Below are 25,678 nucleotides of genomic sequence, written 5' to 3' on the forward strand. Positions count from 1 at the left end.
TGTAGATCTGACATACGTATTCAAGTAGTATATGCAATTTTGTCGATAATTTTTGTAAATATACTTTAATTTATAATTTGAAAATCAATTTTTATTATGGGTCTGTAATTAATTTATGTTCCGTTTTTTGGTTTTTCAAACGTAATTAATTTAAAATAATATTCTTTTTTTAAATATTGAAGACCTAATTTGTTAAGACTTTCATTGGTTCCCAGTTACAAACTCATTGATAAGGTTTTACAAAAGAATTTCCGTTTTGTGGCTTATTCTTGGATTATAGTGATTGTCCTAAAAATAAATCACAATTTGATACCACACCCAAAGAAAGCCATGAGAACTTAAACTGCAAGCTTAGAACAAATCGATATACATTAAAGATATTTCAAATTTAGACATTAAGATTCAGCTAACAAATGAATATCTTAGAACTTTTGGAATTCAAATGACAACCTTTAGTTTCAAAACCTATGTTGGATAATCAAAGAATTCTGAATCAGTACTTAATTTACTAAAGCCAAATTCTTAGTTTAAAAAAACCAATTGAAAGGAGTGAGGAAAACGAGTGAGGAAAAGTAAAAAAAACCTTAAAAAAACTATTTTCACCAAAAACATAAACCGCTAAAAATCAAATATTTAAAAAATAAAAAAGATTAAATTTCCGTTTTCATAACCCTGAGGTCCCGAGTTCAAATCTCGGTCTCGCTACCAAGGTAAAATCCCTAACACTAAAGTGTTAGGGATTTTTTTATGCTTACACTTTTTTATTTTACTAAAAATACACCATTAGAACATAAAAAAATATTCAAAAATCAAGATTTATATCGACGAATTAGACATCCTTCTATAAAATCAATTATCAAAATAAGAGAAAATGAAGTTCTTTCAAGAGATTTGAATCTCCAGGACAATGCTATTGAAAGCTTAAAATCAAAAAATGTAAGATACATGCGATCAAGGGTTGAAAGTCTTTTTTTGTGCCGTTAGGCACTAAATATAGGTAGTAATTAGGTTTAAAATTCGTTAGCGTGCCGTAGGTACGCAACAAAACGATAAATATTGCGTACCTACGGCACGCAAAATTCGTTCCAATTCATGTTTTCTACCAAGATTTAGTACCTAACGGCACATTCTAACCCTTGATTGGCATGATACATAAGGCTTTAAAACTTATGACTTGCAACTTTAGGGCACGGCTAAAATTTCTTAAGCACTGCCTAAAAGCTCACCAACCAATAACTTTACATTATGATTTGTTTTTTAATAAAAGAATACATTTTGTTAAAAGTATCATAATACACTATAAACATCCTACAACTAAGTTTGCCCTTGAAAATTAAACTTTACAAAAAATGAAAATCTTAGGACAAAAATTATTGTTTTTTTTATTTGTTTTTTCTGTTCACTTAATTAATGGACAAACAAAAACAATTACAGGGAAAGTAACCGACCAATCGGGGCTTCCATTACCAGGCGCCAGTATAATGGTCAAAGAGAGCAAACTGAGTTCCATATCAGATTTAGATGGAAACTATTCCATTAAAACTGAAAGTGGGAAAACGTTAGTATTCTCTTTTATGGGGTTTAAAACCAAAGAGATTATAACTTCTGAGGCGTCTAAAGTTGATGTGGTATTGGATGACAACTCATTGGCTTTGGGGGAAGTCGTAGTAACTGCTTTAGGTATCAAAAGAGACAAACGAGCTCTTGGATATGCTTCACAAGAATTAAAATCGGATGACATCAATAAAGTCAACTCCACAAATTTTGTTTCCAATTTATCAGGAAAAGTGGCCGGTGTTCAAATAACAGGTTCCGGAAATGGGATTACAAGCTCTTCGAGAGTGGTGATACGTGGCGATAAATCTTTAAACATTAATAATAACAGCCCATTATTTGTTGTTGACGGAATACCGATTAACAACAATACGTATGGAGTTGGAGGTAACTCAACCAATCAACGTGATTTACCAACAGATTATGGAAATGGCGCATCTGAAATAAACCAAGAAGACGTAGAAAGTGTGAATGTATTAAAAGGTGCCGCGGCATCTGCCTTGTACGGATCAAGAGCGGCAAATGGTGTCATTGTCATTACCACAAAATCAGGTAAAAAAAATAAAGGACTTGGTGTTTCCATCTCTTCCTCTTTCATGACAAGTGAAGCGTTAAGACTACCAGAGATACAAGGTGTTTACGGTGCAGGATCAAAACTAACCTATGATCCGGGAGCGGATACTAATTTAGGCCCTAGATTAGATGCCGGATTGTCTATTTTACAAAACGGAAGCCCAGGCTATTCTGTTGGTCAAGGAGTAGCACTTCCTTTCCAATTCAGATATGATTTGAATGACTTTTTCAGAAAAGGAAATTCGATTTCTAATTCGGTATCCATCACCGGTTCAGATGAGAAAACTAATTTTCGTTTGAGTTATGGAAAAACCACAAGTGAAGATATTGTACCGAATTCAAATTTAAAAAGAGACAATATCAGTTTAAACTTAAACTATAAAATTTCTGATAAATGGAAAGTAATAACGATAGCTACCTATACAAAAAGCGGTAGTGACAATACTCCTGTAACAGGATATGGAAGTCAGGGGCTTATGTATAATCTATTATGGAATCATACCAATGTTGATTTAGACTGGCTAAAGGATTATTGGATTATAAAAGATGTCAAACAAAACAGCATGTTCAGCTGGGGAGACAATCCATTTAAAATTGCTCATGAAAATACCAATGCCTTTAAAAAGGGACGTCTATTTGGAAACATCGCTTCAACGTATGATTTCAATGAAAACCTTTCTTTAATGGTTCGAATGGGAATGGACAATTCCAATGATTTCCGTTGGTCACGAAGACCTATTGGATCTTCCAGATATCCACAAGGAATGTACCGTGAACAAAGTATCGCTTTTACGGAATACAATGCAGATGCTTTACTTACTTACGATCGCACTTTTGGAGATTTCTCCACAAAATTTTCTTTGGGTGCAAACCGAATGAATCAATACACATCTGAAGGTAAAATTGAAGGACAGGGAATTAGTATTCCCGGAATTTACAACTTACAGAACATTAATGTAATGCCTATACAATCCAGAAATATTTATAAGAAACGTATCAATAGTACTTATGGAATGGCAAATATTGGTTACAAAAACTATCTTTATTTAGATCTGACTGCCAGAAACGACTGGTCTTCTACACTTCCGGCAGATAACAATTCTTATTTCTATCCTTCGGCATCTTTGAGTTTTATTCCTACTTCATTGTTTGAAATGAATAAAAACATTGATTTTTTAAAATTTAGAGCAAATGCCGCATCTGTAGGAAATGATACTGATCCGTATCGTTTAGTAAAAACGTATGAAAATGGAGCTTTAGCAGGTACATTAACAAATCCAAGCACTATTTTAAACAGCAATTTGAAACCTGAAATCGCAACATCTTATGAAGTAGGTGTTGAAGCTCAGTTTTTCAACAAAAGAGTAACATTAGATGCCAGTTATTATATTACAAACTCTAAAAATCAAATTGTAGGTTTAGATGTTTCACAAGCAACAGGATCTACATCAAACGTAATCAATGCAGGAAAAATTCAGAATAAAGGTATTGAAATTGGTTTAGGGATTACGCCCGTTAAAAGTGAAAATCTAGAATGGTCAATTAACGCCAACTTTAGCCAAAACAGAGGAGTTGTAAAAGAACTAACGGAAGGAATCAGCAGTTACATCATTGCACAAGGTCCTAACGGTGGAACTGTAGAAGCTCGTGTAGGGGAAAGAATGGGAGACATGTACGGCAGAGGATATCTTAGAAGTCCTGATGGTCAAGTTGTTTTTGACAATACCGGTTCTCCAATTTTGGACACTCAAATTAAAAAAATCGGGAACTACAATCCGGACTGGATGCTGGGACTTTCTACCAATTTAAGGTTTAAAAATGTCACTCTTAACGCCTTATTTGACGTTAGACACGGTGGAAAAATTTATTCAATGACTAATGCAATTGGTATGGAAAGTGGCATATTAGCCGTTTCATTACCAGGAAGAGAAACAGGAATTGTTGGCGATGGTGTTGTACAAAATTCGGATGGTTCGTACAGTCCAAATACAACAGTCATCAGTGCCGAAAACTGGTACTATTCAAATGCTTTCCGTCGTGATAATATTGAAGCAAATTCATTTGATGCTTCTTATGTAAAATTGAGGGAAGTAAGCTTGAATTACAGATTTCCACAAAAGTTAATTAAAGCTGCCAACGTGCAAAATATAAGCATTGGCTTAGTAGGGAACAACTTGGCTCTTTGGACAAAAGTGCCTAATATCGATCCGGAAACTCAATCTTTAAGCGGAGGAACATTATTACCCGGATTTGAAGTATTACAACTTCCATCCTCAAGAAGCTATGGTGTAAAACTAAATGTTTCATTCTAAAAAAAACAATCATGAAAAAATTTCTAATATTCGTTCTATTATTAAGTGTTTCAATTTCTTGTACCGATCAATTCGAAGAAATTAACACCAACAAAAACCAGCCAACAGCAGCCCAACCTAAAACATTATTACCGAATGTCATTTTTAATTTGGCAAATGAAAATGTGTCGAATGCTTTTGACTTTGGAGATATTGTGGCTCAATATGGTGGAAACTATGAATACAATGAGCTTGACGTATACAACTGGGGAGCTAGCGGCCGTTTCTGGGATATGTATAAATGGCTTAATGACATCAATGATATTAAGAAACAAGCCGTTGTATTGAATGATAAAAATTATGAGGCCGTTTCTCTAATTTTGGAATCCTATGTAATAAGTGTAATTACGGATACGTATGGCAATGTCCCTTATTCAGAAACATCAAGAGGAGAAGAAGGAATTTTGAAACCGGTGTATGATTCTCAAGAACAGATTTACACAAAAATATTTGAGAATTTAACTACCGCCAATTCCATTATTGAAACGAGCAAATCAATAGAAGGCGATTTATTGTTTAACGGTTCTATGTTGAAATGGAAAAAATTCTGTAATTCACTTCATGTACGATTGTTAATGCGTGTTTCTAATAAGACCGTTGTCAATACAAAACTAAGTGAAATCATTTCGAAACCGGCAACCTATCCCCTATTTGAGTCAAACTCAGATAATGCAAATTACAAGTACACTGGTGTTTTTCCAAATATATCTCCTATGAGTGATGGAATAAACCGACTGTATGGGTACAATATCGTTATGCCTTCAACCCATATAGTGAATACATTAATGACAAATAATGATCCGCGTCTGGAGGAATGGATCGATCCAATTGCCGGAACCACTAATCACAAAGGGGTTCAACCGGGTCTTGCTTTAGATCAAATTGGGGAACCTACAAAATACTCCAGAAGAGCCGAAGATTATTTTTATACTAAAACTAAAATAACTTCGATATTCATGACCTATAGTGAGTTGAATTTCTTGTTAGCCGAAGCCCGTCAACGAAATATAATTGCTACCGGAACTGCCCAAGGATATTACAACACTGCAGTTGAAGCATCATTCAATCAATGGAATGTTACCATGCCCGCAAATTATTTAATCACAACGGCACCTTATAGCGCTACAAATGATGTGTTGTACACACAAAAATGGTTGGCTTTATACCACACTGGTGTAGAAGCGTGGATAGACTGGAAAAGAACTGGAAAACCAAGTTTTATTCAAGCCGGACCTGGAGCTAAAAATGGCGGTAAAGTCCCTAGAAGAGTTATGTACCCAAGTATAGAGCAATCTGTGAATGCTGAAAACAATAGTGCTGCTGTAAAAGCAATTGGAGGAGATAACATTAACACTAAAATTTGGTGGGATAACTTTTAAGGTTTTACCCCTTTTTGTGTGGTTTAATTTGAAATCACACCATTAGATAATGCCTTTTTTTCACCATTAAGACATTAAGTGGCATTAAGCTTAATGTCTTAATGGTGATTTTATTAAGTCTTTATTTTACAAATTAGTATAGATTGCAATACCTATTCATTTCGTGGCAGAACCACTTTTAATAAAAAACAATGAAAAATTTCAATAGACTATTTATAATACTGCAATTGTTGTTATTAACAAACAGCATCTTTTGCAACGCTCAAAAAAATGAGATTCAAGCGACTCCGCTTAATGAAAGTTTCAGAATCGTATTTGGTTCTTGTGCAAATCAGGACAAAGAGCAGCCTATGCTTCAAAATGCAGTGAAACTGAATCCTGATTTATTTATCTATCTCGGTGACAATATTTATGGAGACACGCGAGACATGAATCTATTAAAAAATAAATATGCAAAACTAGCGTCCAAAGTTGAATTTCAAGAATTAAAAAAAAGCACTCCAATTTTATCGGTTTGGGACGACCATGATTTTGGAGAAAATGACAAAGGAAGACACTACCCGTTTAAAAAAGAATCGAAAGAAATCTTCATGAACTTTTGGGAAGTTCCCCAAGACTCCGAAAGAAGAACCCATGACGGTATTTATGGTTCCGAATATGTAAAACTAGGTGATAAAACACTTCAGATAATAATGCTGGACACGAGAACCTTTAGAGATGATTTATTAAAAAATGAACCTAAAAATTCAGCCTATAAAAATGACTATATTCCTTATACTAAAAAAGACAGTACGCTCCTTGGAAACAAGCAATGGAAATGGTTAGAAAATGAGTTGTCAAGAAAAGCAGACATCCGAATTATCGCCTCTAGTTTGCAATTTGGACATGAGTATAACGGGTACGAATCTTGGACAAATATGCCTCATGAGCAAGCAAAATTTGTTGATTTAATAGCAAAAACCAAAGCCAATGGTGTTGTGTTTATTTCGGGAGATGTTCACTGGGGTGAGATTTCAAAAATGAAAACAAACAATACGTATCCTTTGTATGATGTTACCTCAAGCGGTATAACCCAAACATGGAACAGCACTGAGTCTAATAAAAACAGGATTGGCGATGTTATCATACAGAATAATATTGGCTTAATTGAAATTTTCTATAAAGACAAAGAGCCAGTGATTAAGCTGAACTTATTTGACAAAAATGGGATTGTTAGCAATCATGATTTTCTTTTATCAGAGATTTCATTTAATCCCTAAAGCCGCAAGTCATACCGTTTTAAAGTCGTAAAGTGGTTAAAGAAAGTCTTTTTTCTATTAACAAACAGTATTGTCCGATAAAAAAAGGATATGATAGCCCGTTACTAATACCAATACATTTAATTTTGTCAATTTCGACGAAGGAGACTCGAACGAAGTGAACAGGAGAAACAAATCTCATTAGTTGCTCTCGTTATGTGATTTCTCCTTCGTCGAAATGACAAAACAGCTAAATTTTATTCATAAGATGTAGCTTGGTACAAATAACGGATAGTCGTATTATTTCTATCAAAACATTTAACTCCTATCGGAACAATTCCGCAGGGGGCTGATAGTGACAGTTTAAGGATTTACAAGAAACAACACCGTTCCGTAGTGACTTTACCACATTTACATCATCGACAAATAAAACAAAAAACCCGATAAACAGCGAAAAATTATAACATTTTATCAACAAAATGTTGTTTCATAGCAAACAAACAAGTAGTTTTATTGCCTAAATATCTTACCCGAAAGTTCATGGCCCAAAATTACTTTTCTAAAAATACCGATTCTCTTAAGTTTACAAAAAATTCACATCCTCTCTCCTTTTTTGCTACCGTAAAAGGAAAACAAAATAAAACCCAATCTCTTGTAGCTTTTTTTAGTCTGTTTATTATGCTTTTCTTTGGTGGGTGGTTATCTGCACAAACGACTTCAACATATACCGCTTCTGGAACTTGGACTTGTCCGGCTGGAGTTACCTCAATATCTGTCGAAGCATGGGGTGGCGGTGGATGAGGAGGAAACGGAGGATCTTGGAATGGAAACGCTGGAGGCGGAGGCGGCGGAGGATATTCTAAATTAACCTCTATAAGTGTAAATGGAGGAACAACATATACCATAACTGTTGGAAGTGGTGGTACTGCAAGTGGATTCGTAGGAGAAAATGGTGCAAACGGAGTGACTTCTACAGCCACTTTTGAGGGCACAACTATAACTGCGAATGGAGGAAATGGAGGACGAGGTTACACTAATTTTTCTACTGGAGGTGTTGGAGGTATCGGATCATCATTTAATGGAGGAAATGGAGCTATTGGTAATTCCTTATTTGGTGTTGCTGGTGGTGGTGGAGAAGGAGCTGGAACAAATGCTACAGGAGGAAATGCTTCTGGATGTACTGGAGGCTCTGGAACAGATGGCGGAAACGGAGCAACTTATGGTGATTGCTTATTTAGTAATTCAGGATTTGGAGTTAGTGCAACCACAACAACCGGATATGGAGGTGGAGGTGGAGGTTCTGTAAAAAATTACATAGCTGGTGCAGGAGCGTCTGGTGCAATTAAAATAACTTTTACTTGCCCTAGCGCAACTGCCAATGCAGGCTCTAACCAAACATTAGCAGCATGTGCAACTACAACAACATTAGCAGGAAATGTGCCAACATACGGAACCGGAACATGGTCTGTTGTTTCTGGAACAGCAACAATAACAACACCATCTTCTCCCACTTCAGGAGTAACGGGATTAACTTTGGGGCAATAGCTACTTTACGTTGGACAATAACAAATGGAGCATGCGGTTCTTCAACTAGCGATGTTACTATTACCACATCAATGGGACTGGGTTGTTTTGTTTATTGCACATCAACCTATGCAAATGGACCTGCTGCAAATGATCAAATTTCAAATGTGACTTTGGGAACCTTAAATAATCCTTCCGGTTATTCAACCACACCCTTTTATACTTTTTATAATTCGGTTACGATACCTAATCTTACGCAATCTTCAACTGCCTCCGTATTTGTAACCATGGGTTCTGACCCTAATCAATATGCAGGAGTTTGGATCGATTTTAATCAGGATGGTATTTTTCAAACGACCGAAGGGGCTGTTTCTACTAACGCTGGTCCATCGGGGACAGTAGTAATCAGCATCCTTGTTCCGGCTGGAGCCATTTCGGGGAACACCCGGATGAGAGTACGAGGCGGAAACGATTCTGCACTTACCAATTCGCAAGCTTGTGGTGCTTCGTCAAGTCCTTACGGAGAAACCGAGGATTATATTGTGAATATATCGCCACCACCACCACCTACAATAACCAGTTTAGATGCCACAAGTGGCTGCTTAGGTTCAAGCATTACTATTACCGGAACAAATTTTACTGGCGCAACTGCAGCCAATGTAAAAATTGGCGGCACAGCTGTCACCTCGATAACATCAAATTCTGGAACTGTTATAGTTGCAATAATAGGAACTGGAACCACTGGAACAGTTTCAGTAACAACAGCCGATGGTACAGCTACTAGCACTCAAAGTTTCACTGTCAATGACAAACCCACTCAGCCCAGCTCAATAACGGGAATTACATCACCGTGCCAAGCGACTTCACAAACGTATAGTGTTATAAATACCCCCGGAGTAACTTACACTTGGACATTTCCATCAGATTGGATACAGACTTCAGGAGGAACTACAAATTCTGTAACAATGACAGTTGGTGAAGCGACAGGAAATATAACCGTTACGCCTTCTAACAGCTGTGGCAATGGTACTGCACAAACTTTAACAGTAATCAATAATAAGAAATGGATTGGTTCTTTCTCTTCTAACTGGAATGAGCCAACCAATTGGCTACCGGCTGGAGTTCCCACAGCAGATAATTGTGTGATTATCCCAAGCACATCTGTTATTCCGGGCAGTGGCTACGATGCTTTAGCAAAAAACTTAACGGTTAAATCAACCGGGAACTTAGAACTCTCCACAGGCGGTAACCTTACCGTTACGGATTTTGTAAAAGTAGAAACAAACGGCATTTTCAACATAAAAAACAATGCCAACTTAGTGCAAATTAACAATGTTGCCAATACCGGAATTGTCAATGTGGAAAGAATTACCCAACCTATGAATCGGTACGACTTTACCTACTGGGGTTCACCGCTAACCTCATCGTCGAACTTTACCTTAGGTACCTTATCCCCATTGACTTTATCCGACAAATACTTCAGTTGGACACCCTCCATTGGCGGAGTCAGCGGCAACTGGAAATATGAGAGTACTGCCACTGTCATGCAACCCGGAATAGGTTACATTGTGAGAGCGCCTCAAACCTATAACATCAGTGGCGCCAAGGCGAATTACACTGGTAATTTCATTGACGGCACGCCAAACAACGGAGATGTTTCAGTCCCGATAACTTATGGAGCCTTGGGAGCACTCGCAACGGATGATAAATGGAATTTATTAGGAAATCCCTATCCTTCGGCAATAAACGCGGCCACCTTCCTGGATAATCCAACTAATGCTACATTGCTTGACGGAACCATCTATTTCTGGACCCACAATACGATTCCGCTTATTATCACACCCGATCCTTTTTATGGAGATTTTGTCTATAACTATACAGATGAAGATTATGCTTCTTGGAACAAAACGGGAGGGGTAGACACAGCCGCTGCTCCTAGCGGAGGTGCAACTCCAAATGGATTTATTGCTTCGGGACAAGCTTTTTTGACCGTAAGCCTTGGAGTAACCGGTAGTGCTATTTTCAATAACGACATGCGGCGTAATATTGTTGATGGGTCAACTTATACCAACAGTCAATTCTTTAGACAAACAAACAACAGTAAGTCTAATAAAAAAACAGAAATAAACACAGAAGCTAACCTAGAGAAACATAGAATTTGGCTGAACTTAACTAATAATTCAGGAGCCTTTAGCCAAATATTAGTGGGTTATGTTCCGGGTGCCACGCAAGATCGTGATCGAAGTTATGATGGGGAATTGCTGGGCGGAAATGATGTTAGCTTCTACTCTATTATTCCGGATGTAAATCTAACTATTCAAGGACGAGCAGTACCATTTGATGAAAAGGATCAGGTGACTTTAGGCTATAATGCAGCAATTACAGGAGAACTGTCTATTCGTATTGATCATTTAGACGGGCTTTTTGATACCCAAAATATCTATTTAGAAGATAAAGAACTGGGTATAATTCATGATTTAAAAGATAAGCCCTATGTTTTCACAACCGAAGAAGGTGATTTTGATGATCGTTTTATACTTCGCTACACCGATAAAACCCTTAGCGTAAAAGATCCTGCTTATGAAAATACCATTCAAGTGGTCTTTACGCGTTCTAATAATGTTTTGAATATAACAAATAGTGCAACTGACAATACAGTTCTTGCCGTGTCACTTTTCAATATTCAAGGTAAATTAATGTCTAAATGGGATGTGACTGACAAGGAACAAACCAGCATTAAAATCCCGATTCAAAATATAGCTTCGGGAGTTTATATCGTAAAAATGAAAACTTCCAAAGGGAATATCAGCAAAAAAATTATCGTCAAATAATTTAAAATAAAAGAATACTTCAGAAAGAGACTTCTCCTAACCGGGAAGTCTTTTTTATACAATTAGACCAACTAAAAAATCATTTGCGGACTAACTTTATTTTTTGCCAAAGATTTAAAGGGTTTTAATGAACTTCTTCAATACATCTAATTCATCTTTTCTTTCTTTTTACTGGAATAAAAATAACATCTATTTGTCATTAAGTTAAGGATTCGTCAGTTCGAGTTGAGTGCAAATTTGCGATAGAAAATTTTCACGAAGTATCGAGAACCATTTTATATTAAAGACTTCTCGATACTATTTTGAATAGTAAAGCTATCGCATTACTATTAAAATCACTCGAAGTGACGTGCAAAACCTTTTAACTTAATGTCATTAAGATTAAGGAAAAATGAATTGAATTTACTATGATTGTCGAGCTACTTGTGTGATCTCTCCTTCTTCGAGATAACAAACTTTCTTAATAAAACATACTGAACCACGTACGCTTTGTCATTCCGACGAAGGAGGAATCATATAATATTAGAACACTAGTAGCTCTTAAAAATTGATAAAAACCTTAATGACATTGCGTTCGAACTGACAATTGGACTAATTCTTTTTCAATAGTACTAATTCTTCAAAAATTAAAAAAAGAGCCATTATTTGCAGGTCAAACGCATTAAAATAAGTTGAAGTTTAAACCACATTGAAACATAGTGTTTATTCCTGCAAAAATAAATTTTGACGATGATAAGAGTTCACAATAGAAAAAAAGCATTGGCTTTTTTTCTATGTCACCTAAATTTCGACTGTTCGGAACAGATTTAAATCAAAAATTAAATTAATTTCTATGTTTCTATGTGGTTCAATTTTTAATGCGTTTGACCTGCCATTATTTACCAGCGTAAACGCATGAGTTTAAAAAGTTGTCTATTTGATGAGAATTATCGAGCCAATAGATTTAATTCAACTTTTTTTGACACAAATTTCACAAATTCACACAGATTAATTTGTGAAATTTGTGTCAAATCTTTAACCGTTTTCACTCATGCGTTTGCCCTGCATTATTTGCCCGTAATTCTGATAATGAAAAACATTTTAAAAAGCTACCATAATGCATTTTTTAATGCCAATTAACTTACAATATATAAAAAAACATGTATTTAATCGATTTTATTAGCGCTTAAACAGATGGATAACCATAATACATTTAAATTTAATGTACGAAAAAAAATTGTCATTACTACTTTAGAAGTAAAAAGATAAAAAACTGAACCTTAATTAAATACAGTAATTAGACTATGGATAAAATTACTTTAATAAGCAAAAAATTAGTTTTTACAATTGTTCTCTTTTTCATAACATTTTTTGGAATTTCACAAACAACTCAAACCTTTTCCACATCTGGAACCTTTACTGTTCCTGCTGGGGTGACCTCAATACAAGTTGAAGCTTGGGGAGGCGGAGGTGCTGGTGGTGGTGCAACTAAAAACTCATCTGGCGCTGGAGGTGGCGCTGGAGGTGGTTATGTAAAAAATACAGCATTTACTGTTGTACCGGGTACAGTTTACACTATTAACGTTGGGACTGGTGGAGTTGGCGGAAATAGTACTGGTGGAGCTGGTGGCGCATCATGGTTTCAATCATCATCAACAATTAAAGCAGTTGGCGGAAATGGTGGTATTAGTTCCGAAAGCAACAATACCACAGCAGCTGGAGCAAGCGCAAGTACAACAGGAAATATAGGTTGGTCATCAACCTTTACTTATTATGGTGGTGCCGGAGGTAGTGGTGGTCTAGTGGGAATATCTGGTGGAGGTGGAGGTTCAAGTGCTGGTACATTGACTAATGGAAATGCTCCAATAGCTTTAATAGGTGGACTCGCTCCCATAGGAGGAGCCAGTGGAGCCAGTGGAAGTACCGCAGATGCAAATGGAGCTTCTAGTAGTACTTTCGGTGCAGGTGGTGCAGGCGGACATTCAACTTCTGCATCAAATCAAAGGTCAGGAGGAAATGGTTCGGATGGTAAAGTCAGTATTACGTGGACTTGCCCTACTTCATACAGCTTGAGTTCAACAACAGTTGCAACATCAGTATGTACATCCAACAGTGCAACAGTATCTGTCACTGCTGCTGCTGCAAATTTACCCATAGGAATTTATACCGTCACTTACAACTTAACAGGAGCCAATGTCGCTGTAGGAAATACAGCAACTATGACTGTTACAACCGCTGGTTTAGGGAGCTTTAACACAAGTGCTCTTTCAAATTCTGGTATAACTGCAATAACAATAACAAAACTGTCAAGTGGTGGAACTACTCCTAATAATTGTAGTTCAATCATCAGTATTAATAACATCGCAAACATCACTGTAAATACAACCCCAATAATTTTGGGTACGACTCCTGCTACCATAATTGGTCCTGGAACTGTTGTACTTGGAGCTACAGCTTCTGTGGGAACAGTTTCTTGGTATACCGCCGCTACAGGCGGAAGTGCTTTAGGAACAGGATCCAGTTTTACCACTCCATTTATTACAACAACTACAACCTATTATGTTGAAACAACTAATGCTTCTTGTACTTCTTCTCCAAGAATAGCAGTAGTGGCAACTATAAATTTACCCGAAATAAATATTCTGGGAAATGCTATTTCAATTATTGATGGTGACACAACCCCAAGCGTCACAGACTGGACAGACTTTGGATCAATGGAAACCAGTACGGGAATCATCACAAAAACATACACCATTCAAAATACGGGTACTTCCCCCTTATCCATAGGAGCCATAACTATTTCTGGAACTAACGCTGGCGATTTCACACTTACCACAAGTCCGAGTGCTTCAATTCCTGCGGGAGGCAGCACTACATTTTCTGTTAGCTTCGATCCTAATACCTTAGGTTTAAAAACTGCCGCTATTTCGATTGTAAACGATGATACTAATGAGAATCCTTATAATTTTTCCATTCAAGGTACGGGAATCCAAACCTTTTTTGATAGTGACGGGGATGGCGTTTATGACAATTTTGATATTGATGATGATAACGACGGCATTCTGGATGCCACCGAGGAAATAAATTGCAATAGTTCCAATGGACATAAAGTAGATTATAAATTTTTAAATGAAACCTTTGGTACAGGAGGAAGAACTCCAAACTTTACTGCCGCCTATAATGCAACAACAACCTATTGTTATGAAGACGGAATTGTAGGCACTAATACAACAGAATGCCCTTCACAATCAACAAAAATACTAGACGATGGAGAATACACGGTGGTTTCTAAAATAACGGGGACAGTAGCCAGCGACCCTGAAAATATTCATGGTGATTTAGCTTGGTACAATGGCGAAGATCATACCACAGGAGATACCAATGGAAGAATGGCCGTTTTCAATGCCAGTTTTACTCCCGGTATATTTTATGAAACAACAATAACTGGAATCCTGTCCAATCTGCCTGTAACGTATAGTTTTTGGGTATTAAACATCATGGCACAATCGACTTTTCCGGGCTCAATTTTACCCAATGTAACAGTAGAATTTTATGATTTATCAAACAATCTTCTTACGACTTTCAATACAGGAGATATTGGCAGATGCTCCGGAAGCACAACAGACAATACCTGCAGTCAAGGAGTTTGGAAACAATTCACCACTAGTGTTAACTTAGGTAATGTGAATGCCTTTACCATCCGTTTCAAAAACAATGCTCCCGGTGGTGGTGGTAATGACCTTGCATTGGATGATATCCTAATTTCACAAACTTTATGTGATTTAGAAAATGATGGAGTTGCTGATATGTTTGATTTAGATGCCGATAATGACGGAATTGAAGATGTTATTGAAGCTGGCTTAGGAAACTTGAGTAATGCCAAAGGAAAAATAGATGCGACTTGGGTAGATGGAAATGGAAACGGTCTTCATGACAGCAGCGAATCAGTGGCAGCTTTACCAGCATTAGACTCTGATGGTGATGGCATTCCGAATTATATTGATTTAGACAGTGATAACGACAGTCTTTTTGATGTGGATGAATCTGGAGCCGGGAATATCCATGGTGCAGTTGGCTATATAAATGGCGATGGAGACATCAATGGTGATGGTGTTGGCGATGGTCCAGAATCAGAAACATTTAGAAGTAAAGACATTAATGGAGACGGAATAACGGAAGGTTTTGGCGATGGAATATTAGATATCTATGATTATGGTACTGGAGCAACATTCAATTCTCAATATGGAAATTTAGACCAAGGCATTGCAACTGGAAATCCTGCTACTACTTATTTAAAAGACACTGATGCCGACGGAATACCTGATTATTTAGATGTCATGTCCAATGGGAGTACATTTGATATTGCAAACACATTATTAATCTATGACTATAAAACGTTAGACACCAATAATAATGGAATTATTGACGGCACAACAGACATTGATAAAGATGGAATTTTAGATATTTTTGATACAAATACCGCATATTTTGGTTCGCCAAGGGATATAGGCACCAAACTATTTCTAGATTTTGACGGACGAAATGATTATGGACAAAGCACCGCAATTCTTGGCGGTTTAGCCAATGCATCGCTAATGGCATGGATTAATTTGAATCCTGCGTTTTCTACCGATGGAGTAATTATAGGTCAAAATAATTTTCAAATACGAATTACAGCTGCCAAGAAATTAGAAGCAGTTGTAAATGGTACAACTGTCATCTTCAATACCACATTAAATACATCTCAATGGTACAATGTTGGAGTAATCTATGACGGATCAAATATAAAATTATATTTAAATGGTGCTTTGGTGGCAACCCAAGCTAAAACTGGAAGCATTTCAGCTGATGTTTCGCTGCTCACTTTAGGAAGAGATTCTGGTACGAGTACAAAATACTTTAAAGGAAAAATAGATGAAGTAAGAGTCTTTAATTCGGCTTTAACAGAATCTCAATTACAAAGAATGGTCTATCAGGAAATACAGGATACCGGCTCACAAGTTAGAGGTACAATCGTTCCTAAAAACGTTGTTACATCACCCGCTTCTTTACCCTTTACCAATTTATTACGTTATTACAGAATGGATACTTATAAAGATGATATCATTGATGACCTGACAACTCCGGTAATAGATCTTACCGGGGCAAAAATATACAACCATAAAAATATTCATGTTCAGCAAGCTCCTATGCCTTTTTTAACAGAACGAAATGGAAGTTTTGCAACAGCGGTAAACAGTCCTACAAAAGAAATTAGAGGAGAAGATATCATGGAACAAGACTGGTCAATAGTACATGTAAAACACAACATTACGGAAATGGCCAATAATATTGATTTGGGAATGCTGGTCGATTCAGGAAAAAACATTGTGATGAATAATGATACCAAAATACAAAATGACTGGTACTTAAAATTAGATGGGAAAATAGATTTGGTAGGGATGTCACAGTTAGTGCAAACTGCTGAGAGTGATTTGGATGTTTCAAGCACCGGATGGATAGAAAGAGACCAACAAGGACAATCCAACGTATACAATTATAACTATTGGAGTTCTCCTGTAAGCCCTATCAATTCTTTAAGCAACAATAATGACTATAGCGTAAATGAAGTATTTAAAGATGGAACAAATGTGGCTGTACCTACGGCAATCAATTGGGTTGGCGGTTATGATGGAGCTGCGGGTTCACCAATTAGTTTAGCACGATATTGGCTTTATAAATTTGATGATTATGTTAATGACTATGCCAATTGGGTTCAAATAACAGAGAATGATTTATTGCGTGTAGGCCAAGGATTCACATTGAAAGGAAGTGGAAGTGTTTTAGCAACTCAAAATTATACCTTTATTGGAAAACCAAATAATGGATCGATAGCAACAAATACTGTTGGTGATGACCAATTATTGTTAACTGGAAACCCATATCCATCCGCATTAGATGCCGATGCTTTTATAACCGATAATATAAACTCTTTAGAAACATTTTCAAGTCCGTCAATAGATGGCACCCTATATTTTTGGGAGCATTATGCCAGTAATAACACCCACATTTTACGGGATTATCAAGGCGGTTATGCCGTTAGAAATCTAACTGGGGGATTAGCCCCATCAGCTTCAGGCATTGATTTCATAAGCCAATCAGGAACTCCGTCAAGAGGTATTCCAAACCGATATATTCCTGTGGGGCAAGGCTTTTTTGTAAACGGAAAAATTGGTTCAGGTGGCACGGTTGTCTTTAAAAATAGCCAAAGAGGTTTTCATAAAGAAAATGACGCTTTGAATTCTAATGTAATGTATAAAATTGGATCCAATGATAAAAAAGAAAAATCGTTGAGTAACAATGATAATGACCCTGTGATAAAAGACACTTATAAGAGAATTCGATTGGGATTTAATTCCCATAACGATTATCATAGACAGGTATTATTAGGATTTATGAATGAAAAAGCAACCAGTGAAATGGACTACGGTTATGATGGTTTAAATATTGATGATTTCCCGAATGATATGTATTTTTTGAATGGAGAAAATCAACTGGTAATTGAGGGTGAAGGATTTTTTGATGTGGATGCCTCCTACCCTATTGGTGTAAAAACTGGTGCTGCAGGAAAAGTAAAATTCATGATTGATGCTTTAGAAAATTTTGACTCAAGCCAGCCTATTTTCTTATACGACGATGACACCAAATTATACCATGACATCCGTGATGAAACTTTTGAAGTTAACCTTTCTGAAGGCGAACACCATTCTCGATTCTCCTTACGATTCAAAGACAAGACACTAAGTCTTACTGAGGAAACCGGCATTGATAATGAGATAAAAATCGCCCATTCACAAAGCAAAAATATAATTATAATCAACAATAAAGTAATAGATACAACTGTTCAGGAAGTTACTTTATTCAATAGTATTGGACAATTAATCACTACTTGGAAGATTGAAAATCAAGGGCAATATGACATACAACTTCCCATCAAAAAAATAAGTTCAGGAGTTTATATTGTAAAACTCAAAACTTCCAAAGGAGATCTCAGTAAAAAAATAATTATCAAATAACTTGAGATTTAATACACTTAAAAAGAAAAACTGTCTGAAAAGGCAGTTTTTTTATATCTAAATTGGCCCTAAAAAAAAGAAAAAAGAAAACCTTTGACCTTAAATTTCTTAAAACGAGTAGTTTGTCGGGAGATAAAATCCTTTTATCGAAAAAAAGATTTTTTTTAACAAAACACCATTATAAATCATTAATTTTAAGCTTATTAAGCCTAAAAAATAAAAAAAACATCACATATAAATCCGAATAAAATCATTCTTGTTGTCATTTTTGAGTATTAATTCTGAAAGAAGATATAGAAAATAACAGCAACATGATTAATTTTTTCATTGCGAATAATACCACTACAATAAACTTTATTTTACTTCTAGAAACGCCATAGATTACGCTATGGATTTTTTATAAAAATATTAATTATTTGATTCTAAAGTGTGACTATTATGAAAAAAAATTACTTCTTTATAATTCTATTGTTTCTAAGTTCACTATATAGTTTTGGGCAGTGTGGTGCAGGTGAAGATAATACATCTCCTACATTCACATGTCCTTCCCCTGTAACTGTAAATCTTAATGGAACTTGTCAAGTTGCTATTCCTGATTTAGTAACTGGAATCATCGATGAAGCGGACAATTGTACAACACCAACTGTAACACAATCACCTACCGCTGGAACGCTTGTCGCTTCTAGCGATGGCACTACTCATGATGTTACCATTAGTGTTAATGATGGTAACGGCAATATTGTTACTTGTATCGTGGTTGTTACTGGTAATGATGCTACGCTACCCACATTCACTTTGTCTCCCGCAAGTTTAACCATAGCGTGTTCTGCAAGTAGTTTGCCTACAGCTACCAATGGTCCGGCTACTGCCAATGATAATTGTGCTACTCCTACCATTGGATTTTCTGATGTTGTTGTTAATGGAACTGGAAACAATAAAACAATTACCAGAACTTGGACTGCCACAGATGCTAATTCCAATGTGAGTTCTTATGTGCAAACCATTACTGTAACAGATACACAAGCTCCGACCTTCACTTTGTCTCCCGCAAGTTTAACCATAGCGTGTTCTGCAAGTAGTTTGCCTACAGCTACCAATGGTCCGGCTACTGCCAATGATAATTGTGCTACTCCTACCATTGGATTTTCTGATGTTGTTGTTAATGGAACTGGAAACAATAAAACAATTACCAGAACTTGGACTGCCACAGATGCTAATTCCAATGTGAGTTCTTATGTGCAAACCATTACTGTAACAGATACACAAGCTCCGACCTTCACTTTGTCTCCCGCAAGTTTAACCATAGCGTGTTCTGCAAGTAGTTTGCCTGCAGCTACCAATGGTCCGGCTACTGCCAATGATAATTGTGCTACTCCTACCATTGGATTTTCTGATGTTGTTGTTAATGGAACTGGAAACAATAAAACAATCACCAGAACTTGGACTGCCACAGATGCTAATTCCAATGTGAGTTCTTATGTGCAAACCATTACTGTAACAGATACACAAGCTCCGACCTTCACTTTATCTCCCGCAAGTTTAACCATAGCGTGTTCTGCAAGTAGTTTGCCCGCAGCCACCAATGGTCCGGCTACTGCCAATGATAATTGTGCTACTCCTTCCATTGGATTTTATGATGTTGTCGTTAATGGAACTGGAAACAATAAAACAATCACCAGAACTTGGACTGCTACAGATGCTAATTCCAATGTGAGTTCTTATGTGCAAACCATTACTGTAACAGATACACAAGCTCCGACCTTCACTTTGTCTCCCGCAAGTTTAACCATAGCGTGTTCTGCAAGTAGTTTGCCTGCAGCCACCAATGGTCCGGCTACTGCTAATGATAATTGTGCTACTCCTACCATTGGATTTTCTGATGTTGTCGTTAATGGAACTGGAAACAATAAAACAATTACCAGAACTTGGACTGCTACAGATGCTAATTCCAATGTGAGTTCTTATGTGCAAACCATTACTGTAACAGATACACAAGCTCCGACTATTAGCTGTCCTGCACCCGCTACGGCTAACACCAACAGCGATGGCACAGGAAATTGTACTACCACAGTTTTATTAGGAACTCCTACAGCATCAGACAATTGTACCACAGCTGGAAACTTAATTATTACAGCTAAAGTGGGCGGCGTTATCATAAACCCATCGACTTATTTATTTGGAACAGGAAACACTACTGTAGTGTGGACAGCGACAGACCAGAATGGAAATATTTCTCTTCCCTGCAATCAAACAATTACCGTTACGGACAATGAAAAACCAACAGCCTCTAACCCTGCTCCAATTGTAGCATCAGGATCTGCACCAGCGTCAGATATCACAGTGGTTATCAATGAAGTAGATAATTGTACTGCTAACCCAGTAGTAGCATGGGTAAGCGATACACCATCGGGTACTTGTCCAGTAACAGTTACTAGAATTTATAAGGTAACTGATAATGCAGGAAATAGCATAAATGTCACACAAACAATAACAGTTAACGATGCTACAAAACCAATAGCAAAATGTATTGGTGATAATGTACTTGTTGTTACTTTAGATGGCATTACAGGAAAAGCAACTATTTTAGCCAGTCAAATAAACAATGGCTCTACCGATAATTGTGGACCAATAACACTTAGCCTTGATAAGTATACGTTTGGTTGTAATGACATTGGTGTTCAAAATGTAACACTAACAATTACTGATAATCAGGGCAATACAGCTACATGCACTACTAAAATTAGAGTAGATGCTCCTACTATTAATAGCGGAACACTAACTGGCTATATTATTCAAACAGAGACAATTGCCGATGCCTCTAATGTGATTGAAATAACAGCTTGTCCAGTAGATAGTAATGGTAATACAATACAACAAGATGTGGCTCTAAAATTGAATATAAATCCTGCATTAGCTAGCAGCATAAACCGATGGGAATATTCTACTAATGGTGGAGTTACTTGGTCAACAATTATTGGCACAACTAATACAACTACCACATACACGGTTGTTGATGTTCAAGTTACAACACTTGTAAGAGCTGTAATAAATGTTGGAGATTGTTTAGGCTTTTCACCAATAGCAATTATAAGCATAATACCCCCAGATATACCTCCTACCATTATTAATGGTACAGAATTTAATACCATTTGCTTGGGAGACTCTGTTTTAGTTGTGGTAGAAAGTGAATATGGTGTCAATTTAGCATTTAACGAAGGTGGTCTGTTTAATCAAGCTAATCTTAATAATTTAGGATGGCAGGTAGATGGTGAAGCTGAAATGTCGGCTGGAGGAGATAATGGTCAAAGCACTTATTGGAAAGAAACCAACGGGCCTAAAAATTATAATGGGCGTTGCTATGACACTGCCGATAATACAAAATTTGCCGTTGTAGCCGGAATTCCGCAATATGTAAATCAAACTAATAATGTTCATATTATCACCCCTTTATCAACCCTGGAAACGCCTATTTTTAATACACTTGGTTTAACCACTGCTCATTTAGAATTTGACCAAGCCTACTTTTTAGAAGCTGGAGCTTGGGCCAAAATAGAAATATCTATTGATGGTGGTGCAAATTACGACGTGATTCTAGATCCAGGGGCCGCCTTTGACTATACCGGACCAAGCAATACTGGTTTTGCTACCAATACCCCTGGTTTTACAGGATCATGTAAAACTAGTTTAGGAACCAAACTTGACAAACATGTATCTATTGATTTACAAAAATATATAGGATTAACTGGCCTAAGAATTAAGTTTACATACTCTGGAACCACAAATAGTGTTTGGGCAATAGATAATGTAGAGATTCCAGACAATCCTATTGATGAAGTTATAGAATGGACTGATGATTCCGGTGTGATAGTAGCTACAGGTTCAACTGTATCTATAAAACCTGTGACTCCAGGCATACAAAATTATGGTGCAACATCGTTAATTAATAATTGTAGAAGTGCTGATATAGCAGGTACTGAATTCATCAAAATAGAAGCTACATTATCGTATGCAGGGAATAATATAGTGCCTATTGTTGGTGAATGTGGAGAAGACACGGTTACCTTATCTGCTTACGATAATACCAAAACGGCTCAATATAATTATGATAAGGGAGTTTGGAATAACAATTATAAAGTTCCTAACATAGCTCCCGTGTCACGTGATTACCCAGCGACAGGAGAAATTGGAACTTGGAGCATAACTGTTGCACCTCCAGCATGTACTGGTGACATCCCTACGTTTTCTGATATAAATGATCCTAACGCAACATTTACCGGAAAACCTGGAACATATACCCTTACATGGACTGTAAAAGGATGTGCTAGCACTGTACAAGTAACTATTAATAGTTGCAGTCAGATTGATTTTGACGGTCTAAATGACTACATCACTTTTAAAGATAATTATGACAAAACTGGTCCATTTAGTATAGAGATGTGGATAAAAGCAGGTGACTTAACAGGTACACAGAGTCTAATATCTAAACGTGATGCTAATAATTTAGCCTCTGGATATGATTTACGATTGAATGGAGGTTTCGTAGAATTTCATTGGGGACTTACTAATTTTATAACAAGTGACGCCATAGATGCAACAACATGGCATCATATTGCAGTAACTTTTAATGGTAGCACCTATAAATTATATATGGATGGTGTTGAAAAAGCAAGTACAAATGGTAGTGCACCTACCGCTAATCTTATGGATTGCATGTTAGGCGCTATGGATCAAGCGGATAACCCTCCTAATAAACCCGTTAACTATTACTATGGTTGGATAGATGAATTAAGAATTTGGAACAAAGCACTAAATATTGAGCATATACGTCAAATGATGAATCAAGAAATAAAACTGGATGACGGTGATAATGTGATGGGAGAAATTATTCCTATAAAAATTTATGGTCCGGATGCAACACAAAATGGCACCGATAATGCCCCATTACTGTGGTCAGATCTAGACGGATATTATCGTATGGCTGTGAATTGCGGATATTTATCTCCATATAAAGGCAGCCTTAATGGTAGATTAAGAAATATTTATTCAGATCAAGAACAAACAGCTCCGTTACCATACCTATCTGCTAACAATGGTCTTTGGAATAACAATACTACATGGATGCAACCTGTTGTTTGGTACACTCCAAACAACACAGTTTTTGGAACCAAGATCGATTGGAATATTGTACAAACAGCACACAACATTAGTTCTGGAAATAAAGACATTACGGTATTAGGTTTGATTTCAACTGCGGGAAAATTAACAATAGCGAATCCTTCTCAAACTTTAGATGAAAAAAATGCCGGTCAGGGTTTATGGATTACCCATTATTTAAAATTGAATGGTAGCATTGATCTGGTAGGAGAATCACAATTGGTACAAAAGAGATATGGCACTTATAATCCAACTGACCAATTATTTATTACTACACAATTCAGTGAAAGTATTTTAGACGCAGCCAGTTTAGGATATATTGAACGGGATCAACAAGGAAAGAAAAACAGTTTCAATTACAATTATTGGTCATCACCCGTAAGTACTATTCAAGGGCTCAGTAATAATACACTACACTCAATTGCAGGTATTTTAAGGGATGGTACAGATTCATCTAGTCCGGGTATTATAGATTTTGGTGACGGCGCTTTTTTTGCCGACGCAGGGATCTCAAGTCCTATAAAAATTAGTAATCGCTGGATTAATTCCTACAATTCAAAAATAACAGATGGTGCAGATTGGGCTAATTATTCTCAATGGAAAAATATTAAAAGCACTGATAATTTAAAAGTTGGGGAAGGATTTACGATGAAAGGAACTGGCGGAGTGGCAGCTCTTGCTGTAACACAAAATCATGTATTCGTCGGGAAACCTAATTCTGGAACTATTTCGCTAACTTTGAACGAGGAATATAGCTATTTAGTTGGAAACCCTTATCCATCTGCACTCGATGCCAATGAATTTATTTTAGATAATTTGGCAGGCAGAAGAGCAGGCAAGAATATTTTCAATGGAGCACTTTATTTTTGGGATCATTTTGGCCAGTCAGACAATCATATATTAGCTGAATATGAAGGTGGTTATGCTACCTATACTTTAATGGGAGGTGTAGCAGGTATTAACGACAGTCCTTTAACGTTAAATGATGGCGCAACTGGATCAAAAATAGATACACCAAAACGCTACATACCCGTAGGACAAGGATTTTTTATTGACGGTTATTTAGACCCTGCCGTATCTGGGACAACATCAACCGTTGATGGTGGCGATATAATTTTTAAAAATAGCCAACGAGTTTTTCAAAGAGAAACTTCGGCGAGTTCCATTTTCATGAAAACTGCGGAAACTAAAAGCACAAAAACACAAGAAACAACAGATACAAGATTAAAAATCAGACTTGGTTTTGACTCTCCTGTTGGTGCGCACCGACAACTATTAGTTGGAGTTGACAGCAATACAACCCTTCTTTTTGACATTGGCTATGATGCACCAATATTTGACATGAATGATAATGATATGTATTGGGAATTGAGTAACAGTCAGTTTGTGATTCAGGCAATTCCAGATTTTAATGTGGGCCAAATAATCCCTTTAGGGCTTACTATCGCAAATGAAGGTAAAGCGACTATCAAAATTGATGCATTAGAAAACATCCCTGAGGCTACCAAAATTTATCTGTACGATAACATTACAGGCATTTATCATGACATACGAAATAGTGATTTTACAATTTCGTTAGCCATTGGTGAATACAAAAACCGTTTCTCCATACAATTTAAAGATAAAACACTTGATGTTGAAGAGAATAATTTGAATGATGGGCTTTTAGTTTTGTACTCCAATAACTATAAGGTTTTAATTATCCAAAACAAGATTCCTGACGCAACTGTGAACGAAGTTCATCTCTTTAATTTACTAGGGCAAGCTGTTGCAAATTGGGATGTGAAAAATGAAAATCAAACCAGGATTCAGATTCCAGTCAAAAATTTAAGTTCAGGAGTGTACCTAGTAAAACTAAAAACTTCAAAAGGAGATTACGGCAAAAAAATCATTATCAAATAAAATGGATGTTTCCAGTAATAAAATCAGATTCAATTAAGTAAATATTAACCTAAATTTTAATAATTGATTTAAATTATTATTTATATTTGAATTGAAATTTTGGATTTACATCCAAAACAAAAAATAAAACCAATTTTA

Annotated in this window: 8 protein-coding genes; 7 read left to right on the forward strand and 1 reads right to left on the reverse strand. The window is 36.5% G+C overall.

Annotated features, from left to right (window positions below):
• The first annotated feature begins 1,349 nt into the window (after positions 1-1,349).
• The 3 genes from E0I26_RS04250 (at position 1,350) to E0I26_RS04260 (ending at position 7,116) form a co-directional block, all read left to right on the forward strand.
• A complete protein-coding gene (locus tag E0I26_RS04250; protein ID WP_131915257.1) occupies positions 1,350-4,439 on the forward strand; it encodes a SusC/RagA family TonB-linked outer membrane protein in 3,090 nt (1,029 codons plus the stop codon).
• A gap of 11 nt (positions 4,440-4,450) precedes the next feature.
• Positions 4,451-5,857: a SusD/RagB family nutrient-binding outer membrane lipoprotein gene (locus E0I26_RS04255; protein WP_131915258.1), complete on the forward strand. Its 1,407-nt coding sequence runs from the start codon at positions 4,451-4,453 to the stop codon at positions 5,855-5,857.
• A 191-nt stretch (positions 5,858-6,048) separates the two neighbouring features.
• Positions 6,049-7,116, forward strand: a complete 1,068-nt coding sequence (locus E0I26_RS04260) for an alkaline phosphatase D family protein (protein ID WP_131915259.1) — start codon at positions 6,049-6,051, stop codon at positions 7,114-7,116.
• 530 nt (positions 7,117-7,646) lie between these two features.
• On the opposite strand, the gene E0I26_RS04265 is transcribed toward E0I26_RS04260, so the two are convergent.
• Positions 7,647-8,075 carry a hypothetical protein gene (locus tag E0I26_RS04265; protein WP_131915260.1) on the reverse strand — a complete coding sequence of 143 codons (429 nt, stop codon included), beginning with the start codon at positions 8,073-8,075 and terminating at the stop codon, positions 7,647-7,649.
• On the opposite strand from E0I26_RS04265, the gene E0I26_RS16450 reads away from it, so the two are divergent.
• The 4 genes from E0I26_RS16450 to E0I26_RS04280 all read left to right on the forward strand — a co-directional run bounded on the left by E0I26_RS16450 (position 8,059) and on the right by E0I26_RS04280 (position 25,540).
• Complete coding sequence (locus E0I26_RS16450; protein WP_165929402.1) at positions 8,059-8,640, forward strand: hypothetical protein; 582 nt, start codon at positions 8,059-8,061, stop codon at positions 8,638-8,640. The genes E0I26_RS04265 and E0I26_RS16450 overlap by 17 nt on opposite strands.
• Positions 8,556-11,450, forward strand: a complete 2,895-nt coding sequence (locus E0I26_RS04270) for a GEVED domain-containing protein (RefSeq protein WP_165929403.1) — start codon at positions 8,556-8,558, stop codon at positions 11,448-11,450. Before E0I26_RS16450 ends, E0I26_RS04270 begins: the two co-directional genes overlap by 85 nt.
• Positions 11,451-12,733: 1,283 nt before the next feature.
• A complete protein-coding gene (locus E0I26_RS04275) occupies positions 12,734-18,484 on the forward strand; it encodes a LamG-like jellyroll fold domain-containing protein (protein WP_131915262.1) in 5,751 nt (1,916 codons plus the stop codon).
• A gap of 438 nt (positions 18,485-18,922) precedes the next feature.
• Positions 18,923-25,540, forward strand: coding sequence for a LamG-like jellyroll fold domain-containing protein (locus E0I26_RS04280; protein WP_131915263.1), 6,618 nt, complete (start codon positions 18,923-18,925; stop codon positions 25,538-25,540).
• Positions 25,541-25,678 lie beyond the last annotated feature (138 nt).

The sequence above is a fragment of the Flavobacterium rhamnosiphilum genome, assembly GCF_004349195.1.
GTDB classification, from domain to species: domain Bacteria; phylum Bacteroidota; class Bacteroidia; order Flavobacteriales; family Flavobacteriaceae; genus Flavobacterium; species Flavobacterium rhamnosiphilum.

Excerpts from the sequence above, each read along its gene's own strand:
- E0I26_RS04250 (WP_131915257.1), top strand. The coding sequence starts at position 1,350 with ATGAAAATCTTAGGACAAAAATTATTGTTTTTTTTATTTGTTTTTTCT.
- E0I26_RS04255 (WP_131915258.1), top strand. The coding sequence starts at position 4,451 with ATGAAAAAATTTCTAATATTCGTTCTATTATTAAGTGTTTCAATTTCT.
- E0I26_RS04260 (WP_131915259.1), top strand. The coding sequence starts at position 6,049 with ATGAAAAATTTCAATAGACTATTTATAATACTGCAATTGTTGTTATTA.
- E0I26_RS04270 (WP_165929403.1), top strand. The coding sequence starts at position 8,556 with ATGGTCTGTTGTTTCTGGAACAGCAACAATAACAACACCATCTTCTCC.
- E0I26_RS04275 (WP_131915262.1), top strand. The coding sequence starts at position 12,734 with ATGGATAAAATTACTTTAATAAGCAAAAAATTAGTTTTTACAATTGTT.
- E0I26_RS04280 (WP_131915263.1), top strand. The coding sequence starts at position 18,923 with ATGAAAAAAAATTACTTCTTTATAATTCTATTGTTTCTAAGTTCACTA.